This window comes from Nocardia sp. A7, assembly GCF_046549215.1.
Taxonomy (GTDB): domain Bacteria; phylum Actinomycetota; class Actinomycetes; order Mycobacteriales; family Mycobacteriaceae; genus Nocardia.
Genome location: NZ_JAJPWE010000001.1, coordinates 1,774,692 through 1,796,872 on the forward strand (window position 1 = coordinate 1,774,692; position 22,181 = coordinate 1,796,872).

The 22,181-nt window shown below is 67.4% G+C and carries 23 protein-coding genes and 1 riboswitch; of the genes, 13 read left to right on the forward strand and 10 right to left on the reverse strand.

From position 1 onward, the window contains the following. Positions 1 to 53: 53 nt before the first annotated feature. The gene (locus ACLJPD_RS08030) at positions 54 to 812 is read right to left on the reverse strand and encodes an HAD-IIA family hydrolase (RefSeq protein WP_410871965.1); all 759 of its coding nucleotides are present in this window, start codon (positions 810 to 812) and stop codon (positions 54 to 56) included. Between the two features lie 159 nt (positions 813 to 971). Here ACLJPD_RS08030 and fgd point away from each other — a divergent pair, with 159 nt between their 5' ends. Further along, complete coding sequence (fgd, locus tag ACLJPD_RS08035) at positions 972 to 1,982, forward strand: glucose-6-phosphate dehydrogenase (coenzyme-F420) (protein WP_410871193.1); 1,011 nt, start codon at positions 972 to 974, stop codon at positions 1,980 to 1,982. Positions 1,983 to 2,081: 99 nt separating this feature from the next. Next, positions 2,082 to 2,429, forward strand: a complete 348-nt coding sequence (locus tag ACLJPD_RS08040; RefSeq protein ID WP_410871194.1) for a hypothetical protein — start codon at positions 2,082 to 2,084, stop codon at positions 2,427 to 2,429. 8 nt (positions 2,430 to 2,437) lie between these two features. On the opposite strand, the gene ACLJPD_RS08045 is transcribed toward ACLJPD_RS08040, so the two are convergent. The 3 genes from ACLJPD_RS08045 to ACLJPD_RS08055 all read right to left on the reverse strand — a co-directional run bounded on the left by ACLJPD_RS08045 (position 2,438) and on the right by ACLJPD_RS08055 (position 4,713). Continuing rightward, positions 2,438 to 3,646, reverse strand: coding sequence for an O-succinylhomoserine sulfhydrylase (locus ACLJPD_RS08045; protein WP_410871195.1), 1,209 nt, complete (start codon positions 3,644 to 3,646; stop codon positions 2,438 to 2,440). A 10-nt stretch (positions 3,647 to 3,656) separates the two neighbouring features. Next, positions 3,657 to 4,073, reverse strand: coding sequence for a rhodanese-like domain-containing protein (locus ACLJPD_RS08050; protein ID WP_056815009.1), 417 nt, complete (start codon positions 4,071 to 4,073; stop codon positions 3,657 to 3,659). A 17-nt stretch (positions 4,074 to 4,090) separates the two neighbouring features. Next, positions 4,091 to 4,209: riboswitch (SAM riboswitch) on the reverse strand. A gap of 45 nt (positions 4,210 to 4,254) precedes the next feature. Continuing rightward, positions 4,255 to 4,713: a hypothetical protein gene (locus ACLJPD_RS08055; protein ID WP_410871196.1), complete on the reverse strand. Its 459-nt coding sequence runs from the start codon at positions 4,711 to 4,713 to the stop codon at positions 4,255 to 4,257. 190 nt (positions 4,714 to 4,903) lie between these two features. On the opposite strand from ACLJPD_RS08055, the gene ACLJPD_RS08060 reads away from it, so the two are divergent. After that, positions 4,904 to 6,292, forward strand: coding sequence for an FAD-dependent oxidoreductase (locus ACLJPD_RS08060; RefSeq protein WP_410871198.1), 1,389 nt, complete (start codon positions 4,904 to 4,906; stop codon positions 6,290 to 6,292). Positions 6,293 to 6,328: 36 nt separating this feature from the next. Continuing rightward, positions 6,329 to 7,183: an amidohydrolase family protein gene (locus ACLJPD_RS08065; RefSeq protein ID WP_410871200.1), complete on the forward strand. Its 855-nt coding sequence runs from the start codon at positions 6,329 to 6,331 to the stop codon at positions 7,181 to 7,183. A gap of 1 nt (position 7,184) precedes the next feature. Here ACLJPD_RS08065 and ACLJPD_RS08070 read toward each other — a convergent pair whose 3' ends face one another. Continuing rightward, on the reverse strand, positions 7,185 to 7,667 hold the full coding sequence (locus tag ACLJPD_RS08070) for a DUF456 domain-containing protein (RefSeq protein WP_410871202.1): 483 nt from the start codon (positions 7,665 to 7,667) through the stop codon (positions 7,185 to 7,187). Positions 7,668 to 7,794: 127 nt separating this feature from the next. On the opposite strand from ACLJPD_RS08070, the gene ACLJPD_RS08075 reads away from it, so the two are divergent. Both ACLJPD_RS08075 and ACLJPD_RS08080 read left to right on the forward strand, forming a co-directional pair. After that, the gene (locus tag ACLJPD_RS08075) at positions 7,795 to 8,892 is read left to right on the forward strand and encodes a CaiB/BaiF CoA transferase family protein (protein WP_410871204.1); all 1,098 of its coding nucleotides are present in this window, start codon (positions 7,795 to 7,797) and stop codon (positions 8,890 to 8,892) included. A gap of 76 nt (positions 8,893 to 8,968) precedes the next feature. Continuing rightward, positions 8,969 to 9,340, forward strand: coding sequence for a hypothetical protein (locus ACLJPD_RS08080; protein WP_410871205.1), 372 nt, complete (start codon positions 8,969 to 8,971; stop codon positions 9,338 to 9,340). Here ACLJPD_RS08080 and ACLJPD_RS08085 read toward each other — a convergent pair. Then, positions 9,327 to 10,826 (reverse strand): PLP-dependent aminotransferase family protein, encoded by a 1,500-nt coding sequence (locus ACLJPD_RS08085; RefSeq protein WP_410871207.1) that lies wholly within the window; start codon positions 10,824 to 10,826, stop codon positions 9,327 to 9,329. The genes ACLJPD_RS08080 and ACLJPD_RS08085 overlap by 14 nt on opposite strands. 62 nt (positions 10,827 to 10,888) lie before the next feature. On the opposite strand from ACLJPD_RS08085, the gene ACLJPD_RS08090 reads away from it, so the two are divergent. The 3 genes from ACLJPD_RS08090 (at position 10,889) to ACLJPD_RS08100 (ending at position 12,648) form a co-directional block, all read left to right on the forward strand. Next, a complete protein-coding gene (locus ACLJPD_RS08090) occupies positions 10,889 to 11,152 on the forward strand; it encodes a hypothetical protein (protein WP_410871209.1) in 264 nt (87 codons plus the stop codon). A gap of 37 nt (positions 11,153 to 11,189) precedes the next feature. After that, the gene (locus ACLJPD_RS08095) at positions 11,190 to 11,753 is read left to right on the forward strand and encodes a methylated-DNA--[protein]-cysteine S-methyltransferase (RefSeq protein WP_410871210.1); all 564 of its coding nucleotides are present in this window, start codon (positions 11,190 to 11,192) and stop codon (positions 11,751 to 11,753) included. A gap of 76 nt (positions 11,754 to 11,829) precedes the next feature. Next, positions 11,830 to 12,648, forward strand: a complete 819-nt coding sequence (locus ACLJPD_RS08100; protein ID WP_410871212.1) for an alpha/beta fold hydrolase — start codon at positions 11,830 to 11,832, stop codon at positions 12,646 to 12,648. On the opposite strand, the gene ACLJPD_RS08105 is transcribed toward ACLJPD_RS08100, so the two are convergent. Both ACLJPD_RS08105 and ACLJPD_RS08110 read right to left on the reverse strand, forming a co-directional pair. Next, the gene (locus ACLJPD_RS08105; RefSeq protein ID WP_410871213.1) at positions 12,649 to 12,942 is read right to left on the reverse strand and encodes a hypothetical protein; all 294 of its coding nucleotides are present in this window, start codon (positions 12,940 to 12,942) and stop codon (positions 12,649 to 12,651) included. It abuts the gene before it with no gap. A 92-nt stretch (positions 12,943 to 13,034) separates the two neighbouring features. Next, positions 13,035 to 14,324 (reverse strand): adenylosuccinate synthase, encoded by a 1,290-nt coding sequence (locus ACLJPD_RS08110; RefSeq protein ID WP_410871214.1) that lies wholly within the window; start codon positions 14,322 to 14,324, stop codon positions 13,035 to 13,037. A gap of 285 nt (positions 14,325 to 14,609) precedes the next feature. On the opposite strand from ACLJPD_RS08110, the gene ACLJPD_RS08115 reads away from it, so the two are divergent. From ACLJPD_RS08115 to ACLJPD_RS08125, 3 genes are read left to right on the forward strand one after another with little or no spacing between them, the layout of a single operon-like run. After that, entirely contained in the window at positions 14,610 to 15,239 is a 630-nt protein-coding gene (locus tag ACLJPD_RS08115) for a hypothetical protein (protein ID WP_410871216.1), read from the forward strand. Next, positions 15,236 to 16,024, forward strand: a complete 789-nt coding sequence (locus ACLJPD_RS08120; protein WP_410871217.1) for a site-2 protease family protein — start codon at positions 15,236 to 15,238, stop codon at positions 16,022 to 16,024. The genes ACLJPD_RS08115 and ACLJPD_RS08120 overlap by 4 nt, the downstream gene beginning before the upstream one ends. 40 nt (positions 16,025 to 16,064) lie before the next feature. Next, positions 16,065 to 16,919, forward strand: coding sequence for a glycosyltransferase family 2 protein (locus ACLJPD_RS08125; protein ID WP_410871218.1), 855 nt, complete (start codon positions 16,065 to 16,067; stop codon positions 16,917 to 16,919). A 1-nt stretch (position 16,920) separates the two neighbouring features. Here ACLJPD_RS08125 and ACLJPD_RS08130 read toward each other — a convergent pair whose 3' ends face one another. Both ACLJPD_RS08130 and ACLJPD_RS08135 read right to left on the reverse strand, forming a co-directional pair. After that, entirely contained in the window at positions 16,921 to 18,087 is a 1,167-nt protein-coding gene (locus tag ACLJPD_RS08130; RefSeq protein ID WP_410871219.1) for an FUSC family protein, read from the reverse strand. Positions 18,088 to 18,112: 25 nt separating this feature from the next. After that, entirely contained in the window at positions 18,113 to 18,547 is a 435-nt protein-coding gene (locus tag ACLJPD_RS08135) for a DUF3151 domain-containing protein (protein WP_410871220.1), read from the reverse strand. 1,502 nt (positions 18,548 to 20,049) lie between these two features. Here ACLJPD_RS08135 and ACLJPD_RS08140 point away from each other — a divergent pair. After that, positions 20,050 to 22,113 carry a hypothetical protein gene (locus ACLJPD_RS08140; RefSeq protein WP_410871221.1) on the forward strand — a complete coding sequence of 688 codons (2,064 nt, stop codon included), beginning with the start codon at positions 20,050 to 20,052 and terminating at the stop codon, positions 22,111 to 22,113. Positions 22,114 to 22,181 lie beyond the last annotated feature (68 nt).

Below are 22,181 nucleotides of genomic sequence, written 5' to 3' on the forward strand. Positions count from 1 at the left end.
AACTATAACCACGGCAGGCGGGAACCTATTCCGCTGAGATGCGGATCACATGGCTACTCGGCGAACGGGCGCCGGGTGCGGCCGATCAAGTCGGCCACCGAGCCCACCACCATGGTGGGACGGAACGGGTAGGCCTCCACCGAGGACTTGGTCGAGATACCGGAGGTCACCAGCACCGTGCGCAGACCTGCCTCGAGGCCCGCGATCACGTCGGTGTCCATCCGGTCGCCGATCATCACCGTCGATTGGGAGTGCGCGCCGATCCGGCGCAGCGCCGAACGCATCATCAGCGGGTTCGGCTTGCCGACGTAGTACGGCTCCTTGCCGGTGGCCCTGGTGATCAGGGCCGCGACCGAACCGGTGGCGGGCAGCACACCGTCGCGGGAGGGGCCGGTGGCGTCGGGGTTGGTGGCGATGAACTTGGCGCCACGATCGACCAGGCGGATCGCGGTGGTGATGGCCTCGAAGGAGTAGGTGCGGGTCTCGCCGAGCACCACGTAGTCGGGATCGCTGTCGGTGAGCACGTAGCCGATCTCGTGCAGCGCGGTGGTGAGGCCGGATTCGCCGACCACGTACGCGGTGCCGTTGGGGCGCTGATCGGCGAGGAAGGTCGCCGTGGCCAGCGCCGAGGTCCAGATCGACTCCTCGGGGATGTCGAGACCGGTGTGGCGCAGACGGGCTTGCAGGTCGCGCGGGGTGCGGATCGAGTTGTTGGTCAGCACGAGGAACGGAATCTCGTTGGAGCGCAGTTCGGCCAGGAACTCGTCGGCACCGGGAATCAGTTGATCCTCGTGCACCAGGACACCGTCCATGTCGGTCAGGTACGACAGGATCTGCTCATCTTTCACGGTCACCAGTTAATTGTCCGCTAAAACCTGACGTGATGGGTGACGAAATGGCACGGGCACGCCAGAGCGGACCGCGCGCTAGTGTCGTGTGGCAGGGGTCAACGGACGACAGGAGTGGCTGGAATGGTCGATCTCAAGCTCGGGTACAAGGCATCGGCAGAGCAGTTCGGGCCGCGAGAGCTGGTCGAACTCGGCGTCGCCGCCGAGCAGCACGGTCTCGACAGCGCGACCGTGAGCGACCACTTCCAGCCATGGCGCCACGACGGCGGCCACGCCCCGTTCTCGCTGGCCTGGCTGGCCGCCGTCGGCGAGCGCACCGAGCGCATCCAGCTCGGCACCTCCGTGCTCACCCCGACCTTCCGCTACAACCCGGCCGTGATCGCGCAGGCCTTCGCGACACTGGGCTGCCTGTACCCGAACCGGGTGATGCTCGGAGTCGGCACCGGTGAGGCACTCAACGAGATCGCCACCGGCTACAAGGGCGAATGGCCCGATTTCAAAGAGCGTTTCGCCCGCCTGCGCGAAGCGGTGAAGATGATGCGCGAACTGTGGACCGGCGATCGCGTCGATTTCGACGGCGAGTACTACCACACCGTCGGCGCCTCCATCTACGACGTTCCCAAGGGCGGCATCCCCGTCTACATCGCCGCCGGCGGCCCGGTGGTGGCCCGGTACGCGGGTCGCGCGGGCGACGGCTTCATCTGCACCTCGGGTAAGGGCATGGACCTCTACACCGAGAAGCTGCTGCCCGCCGTCGCCGAGGGTGCCGCCAAGGTCGAGCGCGATGCCGCCGAGATCGACAAGATGATCGAGATCAAGATCTCCTACGACACCGATCCCGAACTGGCACTACAGAACACCCGCTTCTGGGCCCCGCTCTCGCTGACCCCCGAACAGAAGCACAGCATCACCGACCCGATCGAAATGGAAGCCGCCGCCGACGCCCTTCCGATCGAACAGGTCGCCAAGCGCTGGATCGTGGCCAGCGACCCCGACGAGGCCGTCGCCAAGATCAAGCCCTACCTCGACGCAGGCCTCAACCACCTGGTCTTCCACGCCCCCGGCCAGGACCAACTCCGCTTTCTCGATCTGTTCGAGCGCGACCTGGCGCCGCGCCTGCGCGCGCTGGGCTGACACCGGTCTGCTCAGATCCCTGGCCGGGCGCCATTAACGGCGCCCGGCCAGCTGTCGATCCACGGTGACGAACACCGGAACGACACAAGGAAATGAACCATGGGATTGTGGATCGGTACCCCCGCGCTGAACGCCACCGAGAACATCATCTGGCAGAAACTCGCCAATCGAACACAAGGCGGCAGGGCCGTCGGCGGACGCCTCCACCTGACCGGAACCCGCCTGCTCTTCGTACCCAATCACATCGAGGCGATCACCGGTGGCAAGCGCTGGGAAGCGCCCCTGACCCAACTGCGTGCCGTCGGACGACAGAGCCCGGATGGCGGCCTGTTCAGCGGCGGCATCCGCACTCGCCTGCGCCTCGACACCGACGCCGGAACCGAACTCTTCGTCATCGATCCGATCGACGAGGCGATCGCGATCCTGGACGCCGCGAGGACCTCGTGACGGTGCGGCTAGCTCAGGGCGTGGTCGAGGTCGCCGAGGAGATCTTCGAGGTCTTCCAGGCCGACCGAGATGCGAACTACCCCGTCGGACAAGCCGATTGACGCGCGCCCTTCCGGGCCCATGGCTCGGTGGGTGGTGGTGGCGGGGTGGGTGATCATGGTTTTGGCGTCGCCGAGGTTGTTGGAGATGTCGATGATGCGCAGGCGGTTCAGTACCTCGAAGGCACGCTTCTTGCCGTCGTCGCCGTTGAGGGCGAAGGTGACGACTGTGCCGCCGCCGGTCATCTGCTCGGTGGCCAGTGCGTGTTGCGGATGTGATTGCAGGAAGGGGTATTTCACCCAGTCGACCGATGTGCTGGTCTCCAGGAACTCGGCCACTTTCAGCGCCGATTCGGTGGAGTGGCGCACGCGCAACGGCATGGTTTCCAGGCCCTTGAGCAAGGTCCACGCGTTGAAGGGGCTCAGGGCCGGACCCGTGTGGCGCATCAGGGTTTTGACGGGGCCGTCGATGTAGTCCTTGGCGCCGAGGATCGCGCCGCCGAGAACGCGGCCCTGGCCGTCGATGTGCTTGGTGCCGGAGTAGACGACCACGTCGGCGCCGAGTTCGAAGCCGCGCTGGAGCAACGGGGTGGCGAAGACGTTGTCCAGCACCACCTTCGCGCCCGCGGCGTGGGCGAGCTCGGTGACCTTACGGACGTCGACGAGGGTCTGCATCGGGTTGGCTGGGGTCTCGAAGAAGACTGCCTGCGTGGGGACGGAGAGGGCCTGCTCCCACTGGTCGAGGTCGTCACCGTCGACGAAGACGGTTTCGATGCCCCAGCGCGGGAGGATCTCGTTGCAGACCACGAAACAGGAGCCGAACAGGCTGCGGGCGGCCACGAGTCGATCGCCTGCCTGCAGCAGCGCGCCGAGGGCGGTGAACACCGCGGACATGCCGGACGCGGTCGCGAAGGCCGCCTCGGCACCGTCGAGCAGGCGGATGCGCTCCTCGAACATCGCCACGGTCGGGTTGCCGAAGCGGGAGTAGACGAAGTGCTCGACGTCGCCGGTGAACGCGGCCTCGGCGGCCTCGGCGCTCTCGTAGACGAAACCCGAGGTCAGATACAGCGCCTCGGACGTCTCGTCGAAGCCGGAACGGCGCAGGCCGCCACGCACGCCGAGCGTGGCGGGACCGACGCCTTCGGGCAGTGGCTTGTCGAACGAACCACCGGTGATCATGCTTTTCTCCTTATGCCTGACGCCACGGCAGGCCGACCGCGCGCCAACCGGTACTACCGCGCTGACCGAACGCGTCGGGGCCACCTTCGAATCCGTCGAGCACGTTGTAGGACGGTGCCACGCCCGCCGCCGTCGCCAGGTTCGCCGCGTGCGCGGAACGCTGACCGGAGCGACAAAGGAACACCACCGGTGCGTCGTCGGGGCGACCGGCGAGTGCCTTCTCGAGCTGCACACCGAACTCCGGGTTACGCGTGCCGGTGCCGTCGACCCATTCGATGAAATGGGCCGGGCGTTCGATGGAGCTGGTGTCGGGAATGCCGATGTGTGCCCACTCGCCTTCGGTGCGCACGTCGACCAACACGGCGCCGGGATGCTCGGTGAGCAGCTCCCACGCCTTCTCAGGGGTGATATCGCCGGCGTAAGTCATGTCGATCCTCCTGCGTGAATCCGCTCTTGCCGTGCCGGAACTCCGGAACACACGGCCAGGTCGTCACCCGGAGCACCCCACCGCGGAGGAGGGTTGCCGACCAGCGAGCCGGGGCTTGACGCTGGCACTCATGACCTTGCGATCTGAGATTGCCTCGGCACCGGTCATCGTGTCAAACGATTCAGAAGGTGCACACCAACCACGCGCTGTCGACGCGGGTCAGTTTCCAGTTGAACGTCGACGGGTTGCCGTTGACCACCACGGTCGCGTCGATCTTGGCGCGGTCGCCGTTGACAGTCGCGTTCACGAAACCCTTGCCGTCGATCGTGACAGTGGATTTCGGGCCACCGAGCTGTTCGCCGAGGCCTGAGGACTCTTCGTTGAAGCCTGGGCAGGCCACGCCCGCAGGCGGACGGAGGTCGCTGCGCGAGCGGGCGTCGATATAGTTGGTGACGGCGGCTGCGAGACGGTCGGCCTCTGTGACATTTTTCTCAGCGGGTGAGAGCAATCCGCCCGCCACGATGCCGATGAGCACGATGATCGCGATCACCGCGGCCGCGACGAACGGGACGATGGAACGCTTGTCGGTCTGATCCACCACTACGGGCTGGTCATCCGAGCCTGTTTGCTCCTCGTTCATGCTGTAATCCTGACAGACCCGCGCGGGCAGCTACACCGCGCGCCGGGTGGCCGCAACGCCGCAGCTAGAATCGCCTTGATCGCGGTCGGCTGCCGACGTCGATGGCAGCTGCCACTAAGCGGATGTCCGACTTAGCCTAAGCTAAGTTGACGCCGTCAAATCAGTTCTCGACCAAAGGGTGCGCGTAGAAATGACCGAACAGCTTGCAGCGACTCGCCCACTTCGCATCGCGATCGTGGGTGCGGGACCGGCCGGTATCTACGCCGCCGACGCGTTGATGAAGTCCGATGCCGACGTGAGCATCGACCTCTACGAGCGCATGCCCGCGCCCTTCGGCCTGATCCGCTACGGCGTCGCCCCCGACCACCCGCGCATCAAGGGCATCATCACCGCCCTGCACAAGGTCCTCGACAAGGAACAGGTCCGCCTGCTCGGCAACATCGACTACGGCACCGACATCACCCTCGACGACCTGCGCCAGTTCTACGACGCGGTCATCTTCTCCACCGGCGCCAACGCCGACCGCGCACTCGCGATCCCCGGTATCGAACTCGACGGTTCCTACGGTGCCGCCGACTTCGTGTCCTGGTACGACGGCCACCCCGACGTCCCGCGCTCCTGGCCCCTCGAGGCCGAGAAGGTCGCGGTCCTCGGTGTCGGCAACGTCGCCCTCGACGTCGCGCGTGTGCTGGCCAAGACCGGTGACGAACTGCTGGCGACCGAGATCCCGCCGAACGTCTACGAAGGACTCAAGGCCAACAAGGCCGTCGAGGTCCACGTCTTCGGCCGCCGCGGCCCCGCGCAGGCCAAGTTCACGCCCCTCGAGCTGCGCGAACTGGATCACTCGCCGACGATCGAGGTCATCGTCAACCCCGAGGACATCGACTACGACGAGGGCTCCGAAGCCGCGCGTCGTAACTCCAAGCAGGTCGACATGGTCGCCAACACCTTGGAGCAGTGGGCCATTCGCGATCACGGCGACCGCCCGCACAAGCTGTTCCTGCACTTCTTCGAGTCCCCCTCGGAGATCCTCGGCGCAGACGGCAAGGTCGTCGGCCTGAAGACCGAGCGCACCCAGCTCGACGGCACCGGCAATGTCAAGGGCACCGGCAATTTCACCGACTGGGACATCCAGGCCGTGTACCGCGCCGTCGGTTACCTCTCGCAGAACGTCACCCAGCTGCCGTTCGACGATCAGGCGGGCACCGTTCCCAATGAGGCCGGTCGCGTGATCTCCGACGACACCGCTGAAGGCAACGCTCGATTCATGCCCGCTACCTACGTGACCGGCTGGATCAAGCGCGGCCCGGTCGGCCTCATCGGCCACACCAAGGGCGACGCCAACGAGACCATCGCCTGCTTGCTCGACGACGCCAAGACCTTCGCCCCGGCACCCAAGCCCGAGCTCGACGCCGTCACCGAGTTCCTCGAGGGCAAGGGCATCCCGTTCACCACCTGGGCAGGCTGGTACCGCCTCGACGCCCACGAGCGCGCCCTCGGCGAGCCCGAAGGCCGTGAGCGCGTGAAGGTCGTGGAGCGCGAGGACATGCTGCGCGCCTCCGAGCCGAACAAGGCCTGAGCTGCCGCCGCTGCCGAGATAGGGCATTCTGTACAAGTGTTCGATGCCCACGTCCACATCATCGATCCGCGGTTTCCGCTGGTCGCGAACGAAGGCTACCTTCCCGAGCCCTACGTGATCGATGACTATCGACAGCGTATGGCGCACTTCGATGTTCGCGGCGGTGCTGTCGTCAGCGCGTCTTTCCAAGGCGCCGATCAGACGTATCTGAAGGCAGCACTGTCCACGCTCGGTCCCGACTGGGTCGGCGTCACCCGGCTCGACCTCGATGCCACCGACGACGAGATCCTGGAGCTGAACCAGGCCGGTGTGCGGGCCCTGCGGTTCAATCTCAAGCGCGCGGCCGCCGATATCACCGAGATGACGTTGCAGGCCTTGCGCGCCTATGAATTGGCGGGCTGGCACGTCGAGCTCTACATCGACGGTCAGATGCTGGCCTCGCTACAACCGGTGATCTCGAAGCTGCCCGCGCTCTCGATCGACCATCTCGGTATGTCCGAGGTGGGGTTGCCGTACCTGCTCGATCTGGTCGACCGCGGCGCGCGGGTGAAGGCGACGGGTTTCGGCCGGGTCGAGATGGACGTGGCCGAGACGCTGCGACGCATCCACACGGTCAATCCGGGTGCGCTGATGTTCGGCAGCGACCTACCCGGCACGCGCGCCGGTCGGCCGTTCGAGGAACGCGATGTTGACCTGATCTCCCAGGTGGTCGGCTCGGATATGCACGCGGTACTCGAGGACAACGCCCGCGAGTTCTACCGGTTGCCCGCGGCGCACCGCCCGGAGCCGGTGCCACTGCACCGCCCCGAGAATCCGACCATCCCGATCCCGCGCAACCAACTCCCCGGCGCGGACGACCACACCCGTCCGCTACCGATCATCGAACGATAAGTCAGCTGATGAGCGTGCCGGTGAGCCACACACCGGACGCGATCAGCGCGCCGAACAGCTCTACCAGCATCGACAGGCCGACGCCCTTGAGCGCGTGCATTGTCGCGGGCCACGCCAGGTCGTTGGTCTTCAGTCGGTACAGCTCGGCCAGGTACACACCGAGCACGAAGCCGATGAACAGGCCGACGATCGGGATCACGAAGAAGCCGACAATGCCGAGCACCGCGCCCGCCAGCAGCGCACGGTTGGACACACCGGCCTCGCGCATCCGCTTACCCGGCCAGGTGTACTTCACGACGCCGGAGAGCACCAGCGCCACTGTCGCGATCGCCAGCACCGTCCAGGCCGTCGCGCCGCCGGTCATGAACGCCCACACCGCGATTGCCGCGAAGATGAGGATCACCCCCGGCAGAATCGGAACGATCACGCCGACGATGCCGACCAGAATGACGAGGCCGACAACGACCTCACCCCACACGCTCACTACCGGGTCCTCCCGTTGCCACGCCGAGTCGCGCTACCCGAATTCTCGCCCATGCTCTACCCGCGCCGCCACCCCAGCGCTATTGTCGGAGTGTCAATACCGTTAGACGACGAACTGAGGTCACCGCGTGAGCACGGAGTCCACCGCCAAGCAGGGGCCACTTGCGGGCATCAAGGTCATCGAGTTGGCAGGCATCGGGCCAGGTCCGCACGCCGCGCTACTACTCGCCGACCTCGGCGCCGACGTGGTGCGCGTGCAGCGCGCCAACCAGCTGCCCGGTTTCATGGAACGCGCGCAGTGGCGCGGGCGGACGATCGTCGAGGCGAACCTGAAGGACCCGGCCGACGTCGCCAAGATCCTCGACCTGGTCGAGAAGGCCGACGTGCTGCTCGAGGGCTTCCGCCCCGGCGTCACCGAGCGCATGGGCCTCGGGCCCGACGACGCGCTGGCCCGCAACCCGCGCCTGGTGTACGGCCGGATGACCGGCTGGGGCCAGCACGGCCCGCTCGCCGATCGCGCGGGGCATGACATCAACTACATCTCGCTGACCGGCGTGCTCAACGCCATCGGTCGCAAGGGCGAGCGCCCGGTACCGCCGCTGAACATGGTCGGCGACTTCGGCGGCGGCTCGATGTTCCTGGTGTTCGGCATCCTCGCCGCGCTGGTGGAGCGGCAGGGTTCCGGCAAGGGTCAGGTGATCGACGCCGCGATGATCGATGGGGCGCTTGCCCTTTCGCACATGATCTGGGGCATGCGCGGGGTCGGCCTGTGGTCCGACGAGCGCGGCACCAACCTGCTCGATACGGGCATGGCGTTCTACGACACCTACGAGACCTCCGACGGCAAGTACATGGCCGTCGGCGCGATCGAGCCGCAGTTCTACGCGGAACTGCTGGCCGGGTTGGAGATCGATCCGGAAGGTCTGCCGATGCAGATCGATCCGAACGGCCAGGAGCAGCTGCGCAAGCTGTTCACCGACAAGTTCCTGACCAAGACGCGCGACGAGTGGGCCGAGATCTTCGACGGCACCGATGCCTGCACCACGCCCGTGCTGACATTCACCGAGGCCACCGAGAACCCGCACATCGTGGCCCGTACCGGTCTGATCGAGGTCGACGGCATCGTCCAGCACGCGCCCGCGCCGCGCTTCTCGCGCACACCCGGCGGCACGCCAACTCCCCCGCCGACTGTCGCGACACCGATCGAAACGGTCTGGGCTGACTGATTTGTCGGCCTGTCGTCGGTAAAGTCCCATTATCGACGACAGGCTGAGGGTCCGAACCGTCCGAACGCCACCGAAGGTGCTCGCCGCCCGCATCGCGGTCACCACCTTCGGCACCGCGGTGCTGTGCTTCATCCTGGCCGAAGGATCGTTCGGCAACCGCGAAGCCAGGATCACCGAATCCCTTTGCCACAGCGAGGCACCGGTGCCGGTGCTGGTGAGTGTGTTGAACGGGCTGGCGACCGGACTGCTGCTGGCCGCCGCCGTTTCGCTGCTGTGTTTGCTGGTGCTGTTGTTCCGCTATCCGTCCGAACGCAGTGCCGTCGCGGTGCCGTTGACGACGGTGGGGTTGGTGGCGTCGGTGCTGTTCATGTTCGGGGCCGGGTACGAAACCGTCCGCCCCGAACCAGCGTCCACCGGGCACAACCCGTGCGCGTTCAGTAACAGGTGAGCGGTTGCAGTGGGTCGGCGGCGCGGGGGGTGAGCGCGTCGTAGGCCGCGGCGATGGATTTCACGGCGATGCGCAGGTCGGCCTCGGGGTGGGTGTAGGGCAGGCGGACGAAACGCTCGAAGGCGCCCTGGACACCGAAACGTGGTCCGGCGGCGAGCAATACGCCGTGATTGGGTGCGGTGGCCGCGAGTGCCGTGGAAACCGGGCTCGGCAGCTGTGCCCACACCGACATGCCACCCGCGCCGACTGCTATGTGCCAGCCGGGGAGTTCTTCGGCGACGGCGTCGAGCAGGGCGGTGCGCTGGGTGCGTAGCTGTTCGCGGCGGCGTTCGAGGATGGGTTCGGCGTTTTCGAGCAGGTGCACCGTGGCGAGCTGATCCATCACGGGGGTGCCGAGATCGACAGTGGAGCGGATGCCGAGCAACTTGGTGATCAGCGGCTGATTCGTGCGAATCCAGCCGACACGCAGGCCACCCCAGAACGACTTCGACGCCGAACCGATCGTGACGATCTCGGAGCCCTTCGCGAACGCGGCGACCGGCGGGGGCATCGGGCCGTCCGACAGGTTCAGCTCGCCCATCGATTCGTCGACGACGACGGTCATCCTGGTGTCGCGCGCGATGGCAGCCAGTTCCGCGCGGCCCTCGGCGCCGAGAAGCAGGCCGGTGGGATTGTTGAAGTCGGGGACCAGGTAGGCCAGGGTGGCCGCGGTCTGTCTCGCCGTGCTGCGCAGTCCTTCGAGATCCCAACCGGCATCGGGGAATTCGGGTCGCAGCGGGATCGGGATGGGGCGGGCGCCGACGTCGCGGATCGCTTCGATGGCGTTCGGGTACGAGGGGTGTTCGATCAGGACGCGCGCGCCGGGTGAGGCGAGCACGTTGAGGAGCAGCCGAAGTCCGTGTTGCGCACCGAGGGTCACCAGGATCTGTTCCGGTTCCGTCGGCAGACCGCGGGCGGTATAGCGGCGGGCCAGTGCTTCGCGCAGCGCGAGGATACCGACCGGGTCCATGCCGTGCGTGCCGAGATAGGCCGGAATCCCTTGCAGTGCGGTGGAATACGCGTCGTGCAGTTCCGGCGAGGCGGGCATCGCGGCGTAGGTCATGTCGATGGTCGGCAGTTCCGGCTGCGCCATCAGGGCCATGATGCCGCGGCTGGGCTTTGCGCCGTCGTGCTGGATCGTCGGCGGCAACGCGACGGTGCTGCGGGAACCCTGGCGGCTGATCAGATAGCCGTGTTCGCGCAGCAACGAGTACGTGGAGGTGATGGTGGTGCGGCTGACGCCTAGGGTGCCCGCCAGATCGCGCTCGCTGGGCAGCGCGACCCCGAGTGGGGCGCGACCGTCGTGGATCAACAGACGGATGGCCTCGGCCAGTGCGAGGTAGGCGGGACGGTGCGGGCGGCGTTCGGCGTCACCGTCGGCTTCGGGGTCTCGCCACCGGCCGAGGTCACGAGCCAAGCCTGCCGCGCCGATCACTCTTGTCGCCATAAAGTCCAGTATTCCCTAAGTGGATATTTATAAGCAAGGCCAGTGGGTGGATTCTTACTGACATGACCACTTTCCTTGCCATCGCCGTTGCCGTTGCCGTCGGGGTGGCGGTCTATCACTTCTCGCCCAAGAAGGGCGAACTGCCGTACTGGCCGTTCCAATATTTGCCGCACGACCGGGCTTTCGGCACCTACGACGAGCAGCGACTGCATCGGGATCTGGATGCGATGCGCTCGCACGAGGTCGGCGACGATGCAGTCCAGTCGCCGAAGACTGGCCTTGAAAATGGCTCCACCGACACGCAGCGGGGGTCGCTCGCCGCGTGAGTGTGTCTTTGTCGGTGGGTCGGCGCACACTGTTCGCATGAGTGACTCGACGCAGACCGAGACGGTGGTCTCGGCACTGTTCGACACCGCCATCGGGCTGTGCGCGATCGCCTGGCACGGTGATGCCGTTGTCCGGTTCCAGCTGCCGGAGGCGAGCGAAGAGCAGACGCTCGCGCGGATCACCCGGCCGTTCGACGGAGCCCCGGTGCCCGAGAGCGCGCCGGGGCCGGTGATCGTCGAGGCGATCGCGGGGATTCGCGCCCACCTCGAAGGTGCGGTCGACTCGCTTCGCTGGATCGAGGTCGACCTGCGCGGGATCCCGCAATTCCATCGCGCGGTGTACGCGGTGACGCGCGACATCGACCCCGGCCACACGCTCAGCTACGGCGATATCGCGAGTCGTATCGGTGCCCCTGGTTCAGCACAAGCTGTCGGACAAGCGTTGGGGCGCAATCCGATTCCGCTCATCATTCCGTGCCATCGGGTGCTCGCGGCCGATCACGCGCTGCACGGGTTCTCCGCGCCGGGCGGCATCGGGACCAAGGCGCGCCTGTTGGAGATCGAGCACACACCGGGGTTCGGCGAACCGATGTTGTTCTGATCACCGCACCGATGAATATTGTCAGCGGAGCACGTCTCAACGAGCAAGGTCATCTGGTTAGCGAGAGGAATCACCCATGCAGACTGTGACGTCGGCCGACGGCACCACGATTGCCTACGACCGGGTCGGCGAGGGGACCGCGGGGACCGTCGTTCTGATCGGTGGGGCATTCAGTTACCGCGAGTTCCCGACGATGGTCGAACTCGCGCAGACGCTGGCCGACGATTACGGGCTGACGGTGCTGAACTACGACCGGCGCGGACGCGGGGACAGCACCGATTCACCCGGTGTCTACGACGCGGCCAACGAGATCGCCGATATCGCGGCGCTGGTCGAGGCCGCGGGCGGGAAAGCGGCGCTGTTCGGCTGGTCCTCCGGTGCCGCGCTCGCGCTGCTGGCCGCGAAGTCCGTGCCCGGCGTCACCGAGGTGGTGGCCTTCGAACCGCCCTTCGTGGTCGATACGAAGGGCCATGTGCCGCCGAAGGATCTGGAAGCGAAACTGCACCCGATGATCGCCGCTGGTGATCGCGGGAAGACCGTCCGGTACTACATGACCAAGGCGATGGGGATGCCGCTGCTCATGGTGGCGGCGATGCGGGTGACACCGTTCTGGAAGACGCTGGCGGCGACGTCGAATTCGACCGCGCACGACTGGGCCGTGATGAAGCCGTACATGCAGGGCAAGAAGCTGGACCCGGCCGATTGGCAGGACATCGAGGTTCCCGTGCTCGTGCTCGCCGGCGACCGGACCGCGCCGCTGCTCCTCAAGGGCTCGAAGGCGGCGGCCGCGGTGCTGCCGAATGCGCAGTTCGCCGGGCTCCCCGGGGTGAGTCACAACCCGAAGATCTCGATCCTCGCCCCCGCTGTCGGCGAATTCCTCACCCGCACAAGGTGATCAGGGTGGCGGCGGGTGGTCGCGGAAGAACTGGCACGGTTCGCCGGTGAGGTAGCCGTCCAGGCAGGCGAAGTAGACCTGGACGCAGCTGTTGCTGGTGCACCCGGCGGTGTAGAGCATTCCGCGAATGCGTTCGTTACGTTGCTGCGTGGGGACGAGGGTCTGCGCGGGCGGCGGCACCGACGTCACCGGGGCTGCCGTGGTCGAGGGCGGCGGCGCATCCGGGGCGGCGCACCCGGGTAGCACCGCCAGCGCCAGCAACGCCACCACGGCGAACCCGCTACGTACCGCCATCGTCCACCTCCATCCGAAACCGCTTCGACGCTAGACAAGAAAGGTCCGGCGCCGCAACCGGCGCCGGACCTCCTGACTAGTTCAGCCTCACATCAAGCGAGCACGTCGTGCCGAACGATCGTCTGGTCACGACCCGGACCCACACCGATGCACGAGATCCGCGCACCCGACAGTTCCTCCAGCCGCAGCACATACGCCTGCGCGTTGGCGGGCAACTCCTCGAAGGTGCGGGCGTGGGAGATGTCTTCCCACCAACCCGGCAGCTCCTCGTAGATCGGCTTGGCGTGGTGGAACTCGGTCTGCGTGGTCGGCATCTGCTCGACCCGCTTGCCGTCGATCTCGTACGCCACGCAGATCGGGACCGTGTCCAGCCCGGACAGCACGTCCAGCTTGGTGAGGAAGAAGTCGGTGACACCGTTGACCCGGGTGGCGTACCGGCTGATCACCGCGTCGAACCAGCCGCAACGACGCGCACGACCGGTGGTGACACCGACCTCGCCGCCGTTCTTGGCCAGGAACTCACCGAAGTTGTCGAACAGCTCGGTCGGGAACGGGCCCGAGCCGACGCGGGTGGTGTAGCACTTGAGGATGCCGAGCACCGTGTCGATCTTGTTCGGCCCGATACCCGAACCCACCGCCGCCCCACCCGCGGTCGGGTTGGACGAGGTGACGAACGGATAGGTGCCGTGGTCGACGTCGAGCAGGGTGCCCTGCGAGCCTTCCAGCAGGACCGTTTCGCCGCGCTCGAGCGCCAGATTCAGTTCGAGGCGGGTGTCGGAGATGCGGTGCTTGAAGGATTCGGCCTGCTCGAGTACCTCGTCCACCACCTGCTGCGGGTCGAGCGCGCGGCGGTTGTAGATCTTGACCAGCACCTGGTTCTTGAACTCCAGGGCGGCCTCGACCTTCTGGGTGAGGATCTTCTCGTCGAGCACGTCGGCCACCCGGACGCCGACGCGGGCGACCTTGTCCTGGTAGCAGGGACCGATACCGCGACCGGTGGTGCCGATCTTGCGGTTGCCGAGGAAGCGTTCGGTGACCTTATCGATGGCCACGTGATACGGCATGATCAGGTGCGCGTCGGCGGAGAGCAGCAGGCCGGAGGTGTCGACTCCGCGCTCTTCCAGACCGGCGAGTTCGTCGAGCAGTACGCCCGGGTCGACGACGACACCGTTGCCGATGACGTTCTTCACACCGGGGGTGAGGATGCCGGACGGGATCAGGTGCAGCGCGAACTTGTCGCCGTTGGGCAGAACTACCGTGTGACCGGCGTTGTTGCCGCCCTGGTATCGGACCACCCACTGCAGCCGCTCACCGAGCAGGTCTGTAGCTTTGCCCTTACCCTCGTCGCCCCATTGGGCACCGATGAGGACGATTGCCGGCATTTCGGAGTCTCCTACAGATCGACGGCAGCACATGCAGCACTGCAGCTACCTGCCGTAGACGCTGCGCGTCTATCACTGAGGCGGTGGCCGGAGACACAGTCTAGCCGACGCGAAGATCAGGTCCCGGCGGAGGTTCGCGGCCCGCCTCGTATTCGGACCGAGGCCCGCCGACCCCGGCCCACCCCACCGGCCCTGATCGGTTACGGTTACCAGTCGGCAGTGAGTTTGCTTGACCGAGGAGGGTGTAGGCGCAGTTTGAGTACCCACGTTCTTCGATGCGGTGATATGCCGGTCCCGATCGCGCTTTCCTCGTTACCCAACACTCAGACCGGGCGTGTCCCCGATATCGCGGTCATCGACGAACTGCTTCCGGTGCTGGCCGCCGACAGCCTGCCGCGCCTGATCGTGCTCGGCGCCGATGCCTCGCTCGCCGCCGTTCTCACCCACCTGATGCGCACCGAGCGGCTGCACGTCGAGGTCGGTTTCGTGCCGGTCGATACCACCTACGCCTCGCGGGTCTATCAGACCGGAACGGGCAATGCCGCCGCGAAGCGCGCGGTGGAGGGCCGGGCGATCGAGACGCCGCTGATCCGCGACGACACCGGCACCGTGCTGGTCGGTCGCGCGAGCATCACCGGAGTCGACGGCGCGAAACTTGAGGGCGAGGCCTACGTCGATGACACCCTGCTGTTCAGCGGCACCGTCTCCACGATGCTGATCTCGCCGACGATGACCATGCCCGGCGTCCGCGCGCGAGTCCGCAAGGGCATGCGCAAGCGCACCTGGGTATCCGGTCGCGCCGCCCAACTCGGCACCCCGAGGGGCGTGGTCACCCGCGACGGGATCACCGCCGAACGCACGGTCCCCCGCTCGACCTTTTATCGATTCGAACAACCCTGGTTACTGGTGCGATGACTTACTCCTTCCCCACGGATCGGCGGTCCGGGCACAGCGCGATCCGGCCGAGTCCGGTTTTCCTGCTGATCGTGCTGATCACCGTGGGCGGCGGTGCACTCGCTTGGGACGCCGATATCGATTCGGTGCGCGCCAAGGTGGGCGTTTTCCTACTCGTGGTCTTCGGCTGGATCATCAGTTTGTGCCTGCACGAGTTCTCGCACGCGTATGTGGCGTGGCGGGCGGGCGATCACGAGGTGGAGGTGCGTGGATATCTCACGCTGAATCCGCTGAAATACAGCCACCCGGTGCTGTCGATCGGGCTGCCGCTGGTATTCATCGCGCTCGGCGGAATCGGGTTGCCCGGTGGCGCGGTTTATGTGGATACGACACGATTCAAATCGAGTGTGCAGCGACTGGTGAGCGCGGTCGGGCCCGCGTCGAACGCGCTGTGCGCGGTGGTGCTGCTGATCGTGATCCGGGCTTTCGGGTCGGTCCAGGAGCACCCGGCGTTCTGGTGCGGACTCAGCTTCCTGGCGTTTCTGCAGATCACGGCATTTCTGCTGAATGCTCTGCCGGTGCCGGGGCTGGACGGCTACGGGGTCATCGAGCCGTCGCTGAGCTACCAGACGCGGCGCTCACTCGAGCAGATCAAGCCCTACGGCATGTTGATTCTCTTCGCTGTCATCTTCTTCACTCCGTTGAGCCAGGTGTTCTTCAACGGGGTTTACGCATTGTTCGAACTTTCCGGGGTACCAGAGGTGTGGGCCGCCTACGGTGGCCAGTTGACCCGTTTCTGGCGTTGATAGCCTCGGGTCACAATCGACCCTGGAACGGAAAGTGCGTATGAGCCCCACCGAACCGTCCGCTGTCCTGTCCGTCATCGTTCCGGCACTCGACGAATCAGCGGTCATCGCCGCATGCCTCGAGCGCCTGGTCGGCCAGGACACGATCGATGAGATCGTCGTCGTCGACAACGGCAGCACCGACAACACCCGCGAGATCGTCGCCGAAATCGCCGCCCGCCATCCCAAGATCGAACTGATCTCCGAGCCGCAGCCCGGCGTCGCGTTCGCGCGCAACACCGGCTTCGACAAGGCTCGCGGCGACTATCTCGGCCGGATCGACGCCGATACCCTCGTCTCCCCCGAATGGGGCGCCACGGTGCGCACCCACCTCGACACCCACCCGGACACCGTGGCGGTGACCGGCATCAGCACCTATCACGACTCCCCGATCGGCATCTTCCTCTCCGCCGCGATCGGCGGGCAGGAACGGATCGGGATGATCAAGACCCAGCCCGTCGGCAATGTGCACGGCGCCAACATGGCGATCCGGCGCTCGGCCTGGGAACAGGTGCGTTCGGCCACCACCACCCGCCGCGACCTGCACGAAGACCTCGATCTGGCGCTGTGCCTGTCGAAAGCGAAGCTGCGCATCGACCAGCTGCCCGCGCTGCGGGCCGAGATCTCCGCGCGCCGCCGCAAGACCCCGCCGGACGTGTGGTGGAAATACCAGCTGCGCGGGCTGCAGACCATCGCCAACCAGGGCTACGCGGTCGTGCCGTTCCACCGCGCGGTGATCACCGGCGCGTGGATCATGCACACCTCGCAGTGGCCGATCTACCGGGCGTGGGATTTCGACCGCAAGCGCTTCTCGCTGCGTCCGGGACGTCCACGCGTTTCGCCGGTCGGCGACTGAGTCACTCCTCCGGCGTCACATACGGATTGGGCACGGTGGGTGGGAGCAGGGCGATCGCCGAGATCCGCTGCATCCCACACACCACCATCAGATCCACCACGATCGAACGGATCTGCGCGAACACCACGTGCGCCGACAAACCCGCCCCCACAACGAGTTCGGGGCGGGCGCACTTGGCGACACTGCGCATCGCCTTGAGCGCCTCGGCCTGATCGGGTTGCTCGCCCGGGTCGGCCAGCATCATCTTGCGGACCACGTCGGTGGCGTGGCCCAACTGGTCGACCAGGTCGATCAGGCGCGGATCGAGGACCTCGTCGTCGCGGACCAGGGTGAGCGAACGGCGAAGCAGCACACGGGTATTGCGGATGGCGTTGTCGAGTGGGTCGGCCGCGTTGTGGATGCGTTCCAAGCGTTTTCGGGAATTCCAGTACAGCGGTGAGATACGGCTGATCTCGCGGCCGCCCGCGAGAGCGTCGCGTAAGGCGTCGATCTGGGGCTGGGTGTCGCGCACCGCCGACAGCGAATCCGACACCTTCGTCGAGTTCTGTTCGAGCAGGCCCTCGGCACAGGTGATCATCGATTTGCTCATCACCGACAGCACATCGGCGGCATGCTCGCGGGCGCGGCGCACCGGGTGCAAGGGGATCAGCGCGACCATCAGTACGCCGACGAGTCCGCCGATCAAGGCGTCGATCATGCGGTTGGGGCCCGCGCCGGGCGCCTGGTTCAGGGTCGAGACCAGCACCGCCGAACCGGCCGCCTGGATGGTCATGAGCGCACCGCTGCCGAGGAAGACCGACACCGCCATGGCACCGCCGACCACCAGGGCAACCTGCCAGACACCGGTACCGACCTGGGCGATGAACAGGTCACCGATGCCGATACCGACCGCGACACCCACCACCAGCTCCACCGAGCGGCGCACCCGCGCACCGAACGAGATGCCGATGGAGACCACCGCGGCGGTCGGCGCGAAGAACGGTTCGATGTGGCCGATGAGGTTGTGGGCGATGAACCAGGCCAGTGCGGCGCCGAGCGCGCACTGGATGATCGGGATCGCCGAGAGCCGCAGTCGCTCGACCGATGCGCGGTACCGGCCGACAGTACTGACCTTGGCGGCCGCGACTACCGGCGTGGCAACGGCGGCGAAAGGCTTGTGCTCGCTCACCTACGACTCGGCCCCGGCCGCTGACTCAGTCCAGACCGAGTTCGTTCGCCGCGCGCGGATCGCAATCCTCGAGCAGGTCGAGGCAGCGCGCGTACTCCTCGGTTTCGCCGATCGTCTTCGCGGCGCTCGCCAGCGCGCCGACGCTGCGCAGGAAGCCCTGGTTGGGTTCGTGGCTCCACGGGACGGGGCCGAAACCCTTCCAGCCGTTGCGGCGCAGCAGGTCGAGACCGCGGTGGTAGCCGGTGCGGGCGAACGCGTACGCGGCGACGGTGTCGTGGGTCACCTCGCCGCCCGCACGCTGCAGGGCGGCCTCGGCGAGCTGGGCCCACGCGATCGATGCGGCCGGGAACTGCGCGGCGACCTCGACCGGGTCGGTGCCCGCGGAAATGGCATCTTCGGCGTCGATCAGTTCTGGAAGGAGGACCGGCTGCGGTCCGAGCAGGTCACCGAAGGAGGTCATGGGGTTCATTGTGCACCGAGGCTCCGACAGGCGCCGACCGGCCCGCCGCTCCGATCCCCCGGGCGTACGTTCGCCATCGCCGCAGCCGCGCGCAACAGACTTCGGACCGCTTCGCGCCGGTGCCTATTAGGCTGAGCGCAGAGTGCAGAGTTCGAGCCTGAGCGAGGGGTACAGAGGTGTCCGACCCGACCGACGAGAACAACCCGGCAGCAGAGTCTGCCGGTTCCGGCGCGCCCGGCCAGCGTGACGATTCGTCCGCCTCCCCTCCCGGCGCACCGCAGTCGGTCACCGAGCCGGACCGCGCGACGAAGCCCGCGGGTTCCGATCAGACAGTGGTGATTCGGCGCGGGGACCTTCCTGGCCGCTCCGATGCTGCCGCGCGCGTGCAGGACGCGCGCTCCGGTGGGACGCGACCCACCGCGGGACAAGGCGATCAGGCCGGTGGTTCGCAGCGTTCGGGTGGTGCCGATACTCCCGGTGGGCCCCGGGCACAGGGCGGGGGGCCGCGCGGACCGCAGGGTAACGCCGTTGGTGGTCAGCCAGGCAATGCGCCCGCCGCCGGGCAGGGTTCCGCGCGGCCGAGTAATGCACCTGGTGGACAACAGAATTCGAGTCCGGGATCGCAGCAGTCATGGGGTCGGCCGGGTTTTACGCCCGGCGGCACGCGGCCGGGCGCTCCCGGCACGGTACAGCCGGGCAATGCGCCTGGTGCACAACCACATTCGGGTGCCCCACGTTCCGGTGGGCCGGTCGGTGGGCCGGGTTCGCAGCAGGGTGGACCGTACGCGGGACGCGGACCCAGCGGCACGCCTGGTGCACAACAGTCTTCGGGGAGGCCAGGTAATTCGCCTGGTGCACAACCGCATTCAGGTCCAGGTACGCCACGGTCCGCAGGTCCGATCGGCGGACCCGGTGCACCACAGGCAGGACGCGGGCCAAACGGTGGCCCAGGTTCACCTGCTGGTGGACCTCCAGCGGGACGTGGGCCGAGCGGTGGGCCCGGTTCACAACAGGCAGGTGGGCAGCAAGCTGGACGCGGACCCAGCGGTGGGCCCGGCTCACAGCAAAGCGGCCCCGGACCGAGCGGGTCTGGTTCACAGCAAGGCGGCCCCCAAGCCGGTCGCGGGCCGGATAATGGGCCTGGTTCGCAGCAAGATGGTGGTCCCCGAGTCGGGGGTGGGGCTGTCGGTGCGCCCGGTGCTCGGCAACCGGGTGGGCCGGGCACTGCAGGGGGTGAATCGTGGCCGGGTGGTGCTTCGCGAGGGAGTGGGTCCGGCGGTGGATCGCCAGTCGGTCGGCAAGGGAATGCGCCTTCGGGTTCCGGTGGCAGGCCGGGTGAGCAAGGGGTGGAACAGGATTCGGCTGGTGGCGGGTCGCCGCTTGCCGGGTTGTCGCAGGGACTCCCTGGCGGGAGACAGGCAGGCCGAGCGGACGCTCCGCAATCAGCGCCTCGTGACGAGCGGGGTGCCGACCTCGCAGGACCGGACGCACCGACGACCTCGATGTCGATTCCCGGACGAAATCCGGCGGCGGGACGCGGGGCTTCGGCGGACGACCACACCGTGAAGATGGGTGGCGCCCAGGCGAAGTCGGCTCAGGCAGATGTGCCGACTGCCGGGATGACCAGGGCCGATCTCGAGGCGGCGTCGGATGCGGAATCCGACGAGATATCCACACCGAGCGGCACGCCCGCCCGTGGTGCGGTGGCCGGCGCAGCGGCGGTCGGCGCCGCAGCCGCAGGTGCTGCCGCTGCGGCTAGGGGCATTGGATCCGACGATGCGCCGGATGCGCAGGGCTCGAAGTCGAGCGCCGGTGACGCCGCCGGCACTCGCGCGAAGGACGGCGACAGCCCCACACACGCAACGAAAGACGCTGCAGCCACAGCTGATCCGAACGCCGATGCAGCGCAGCAGTCCGACTCGACCGCGGAGGCAGAGCCCGGCGCCACTGGTCCGACAATCGCGACATCCGGCGCCGCCGGGTCCGAGACCGCACGATTCGGTGCGGCAGGGCCCGACGCGCACTCGGCCACCGCCGCACGATCCGGTACCGAAGGGGCCGATGCCTCGCAGTCCGCGAGCGCGGAGTCCGGCGCCTCGCGGCCCGGTGCCGCTGAAACCGGTTCCGCCAAGTCCGATACCCCGCTGCCCGGCGCAGCCGGAGCCGGAGCAGCCAAGTCCGATATCTCGCTGCCCGGCGCAGCTGGAACCGGAGCAGCCAAGTCCGATATCTCGCTGCCCGGTACAGCCGGTGCCGCGAAGTCCGGCGCCGCTGGAACCGGAGCAGCCAAGTTCGATACCTCGCGGCCCGGCGCACCCGGAGCCGGTGCCTCGAAATCCGCCGATGCGGGGTTCGGTGCCGCCGGAACCAGTGCCGATGTCGCTGGAACCGGTGAAGCGGGCCCCGGCCCCGGTGTCGGTGCCGGTGCGGCGGGAGCTGGTGCTGTTGCGGGAGGTGACTCGCTGGGCGACCAGTCGGCTGACGTTGACGCGACGGAGAAGTTCCAGACCAGTGGGCCGAAGGGCGTGGACGCTGGTTCCGAGGATCAGACCGTCGCGATGCGGGTGGTGAGTTCGGCGGATGCGCCGACCACCGCCATGCCGGTGCAGCGGGTGAAGCCCTCGGGGCAGGGTGGGACCGATCGGGTGGTGTCGCCCGCGGGTGGTCGGCCCGCGATGACGCCGCCGCCGAATACCCCGCGCGGTCCTGCCGGGCCGCGGCAGGCCGGGCAGCCAGGGCCAGGCCAGCTCGGTCCTGCCGGTCCCGGCCAGCACCCCGCTGGCCCGGGACAACAGGGACCGGCGGGTCTCGGCCAACACGGACCAGCGGGACCTGGGCAACACGGACCAGCGGGGCCGGGTCAGTACGGACCAGCGGGGCCAGGTCAGCACGGACCAGCGGGGCCGAGCCAGCAAGGTCCTCGTGGTGGGCAACCGGGAGTCGAGGAGACTCAGCCGTCGCCGCCGCGCGGACCGGGCGCACCGCCGCGGAAGGAGGGGTCGGCGCCGTCACCCGCGGATATTCAGCCGACTCGGCCCGCCCAGCAGTTGGCCGATGGGCAGCGGGCGGTGGCGCCGCCGCAGCGGATCGGGGTGCAGCAGGGTGCGGAGGCCGATGCGGCCGGGGACAAGCGGTCCAAGAAGTGGCTGCTGGCTGCCGGTGGGGCCGCGGTGCTGGTCGTCGCCTTGATCGCGAGCGTTGTGGCGTTCATGGGCGGTGCGGACGATTCGCCCGAAGGACAGGTGAAGGCTGTGATCGGGGACTACACCGACGCACTGCGCAGCGGTGACCTGGCGGACCTGCGGGCCAGCACGTGTGGCGAGCTGCACGCGTTCTATCAGGGCATCACTCCCGAGCAGTTCAAGGGCGTGCACGAGGTCTCCACCGAGCGTGGTTCCATTCCGGTGGTCGACAGCGTGGACGCGGTGCGGATCACCGGCGATACCGCACTGGCTCAGGCCACGGTGTACACCACAGCGGATCCGTCGAAGCGGACCGCGCGGACGTTCGACCTGCAGCGCACCGACGGAAGCTGGAAGGTGTGCGACCCCGCGGGAACTTCCTGATCGTGCGTCGACCCGTCGTAGTGGGCACTTCTGCCTGCTATGACGGGTCACACATAACTGGTGATCCA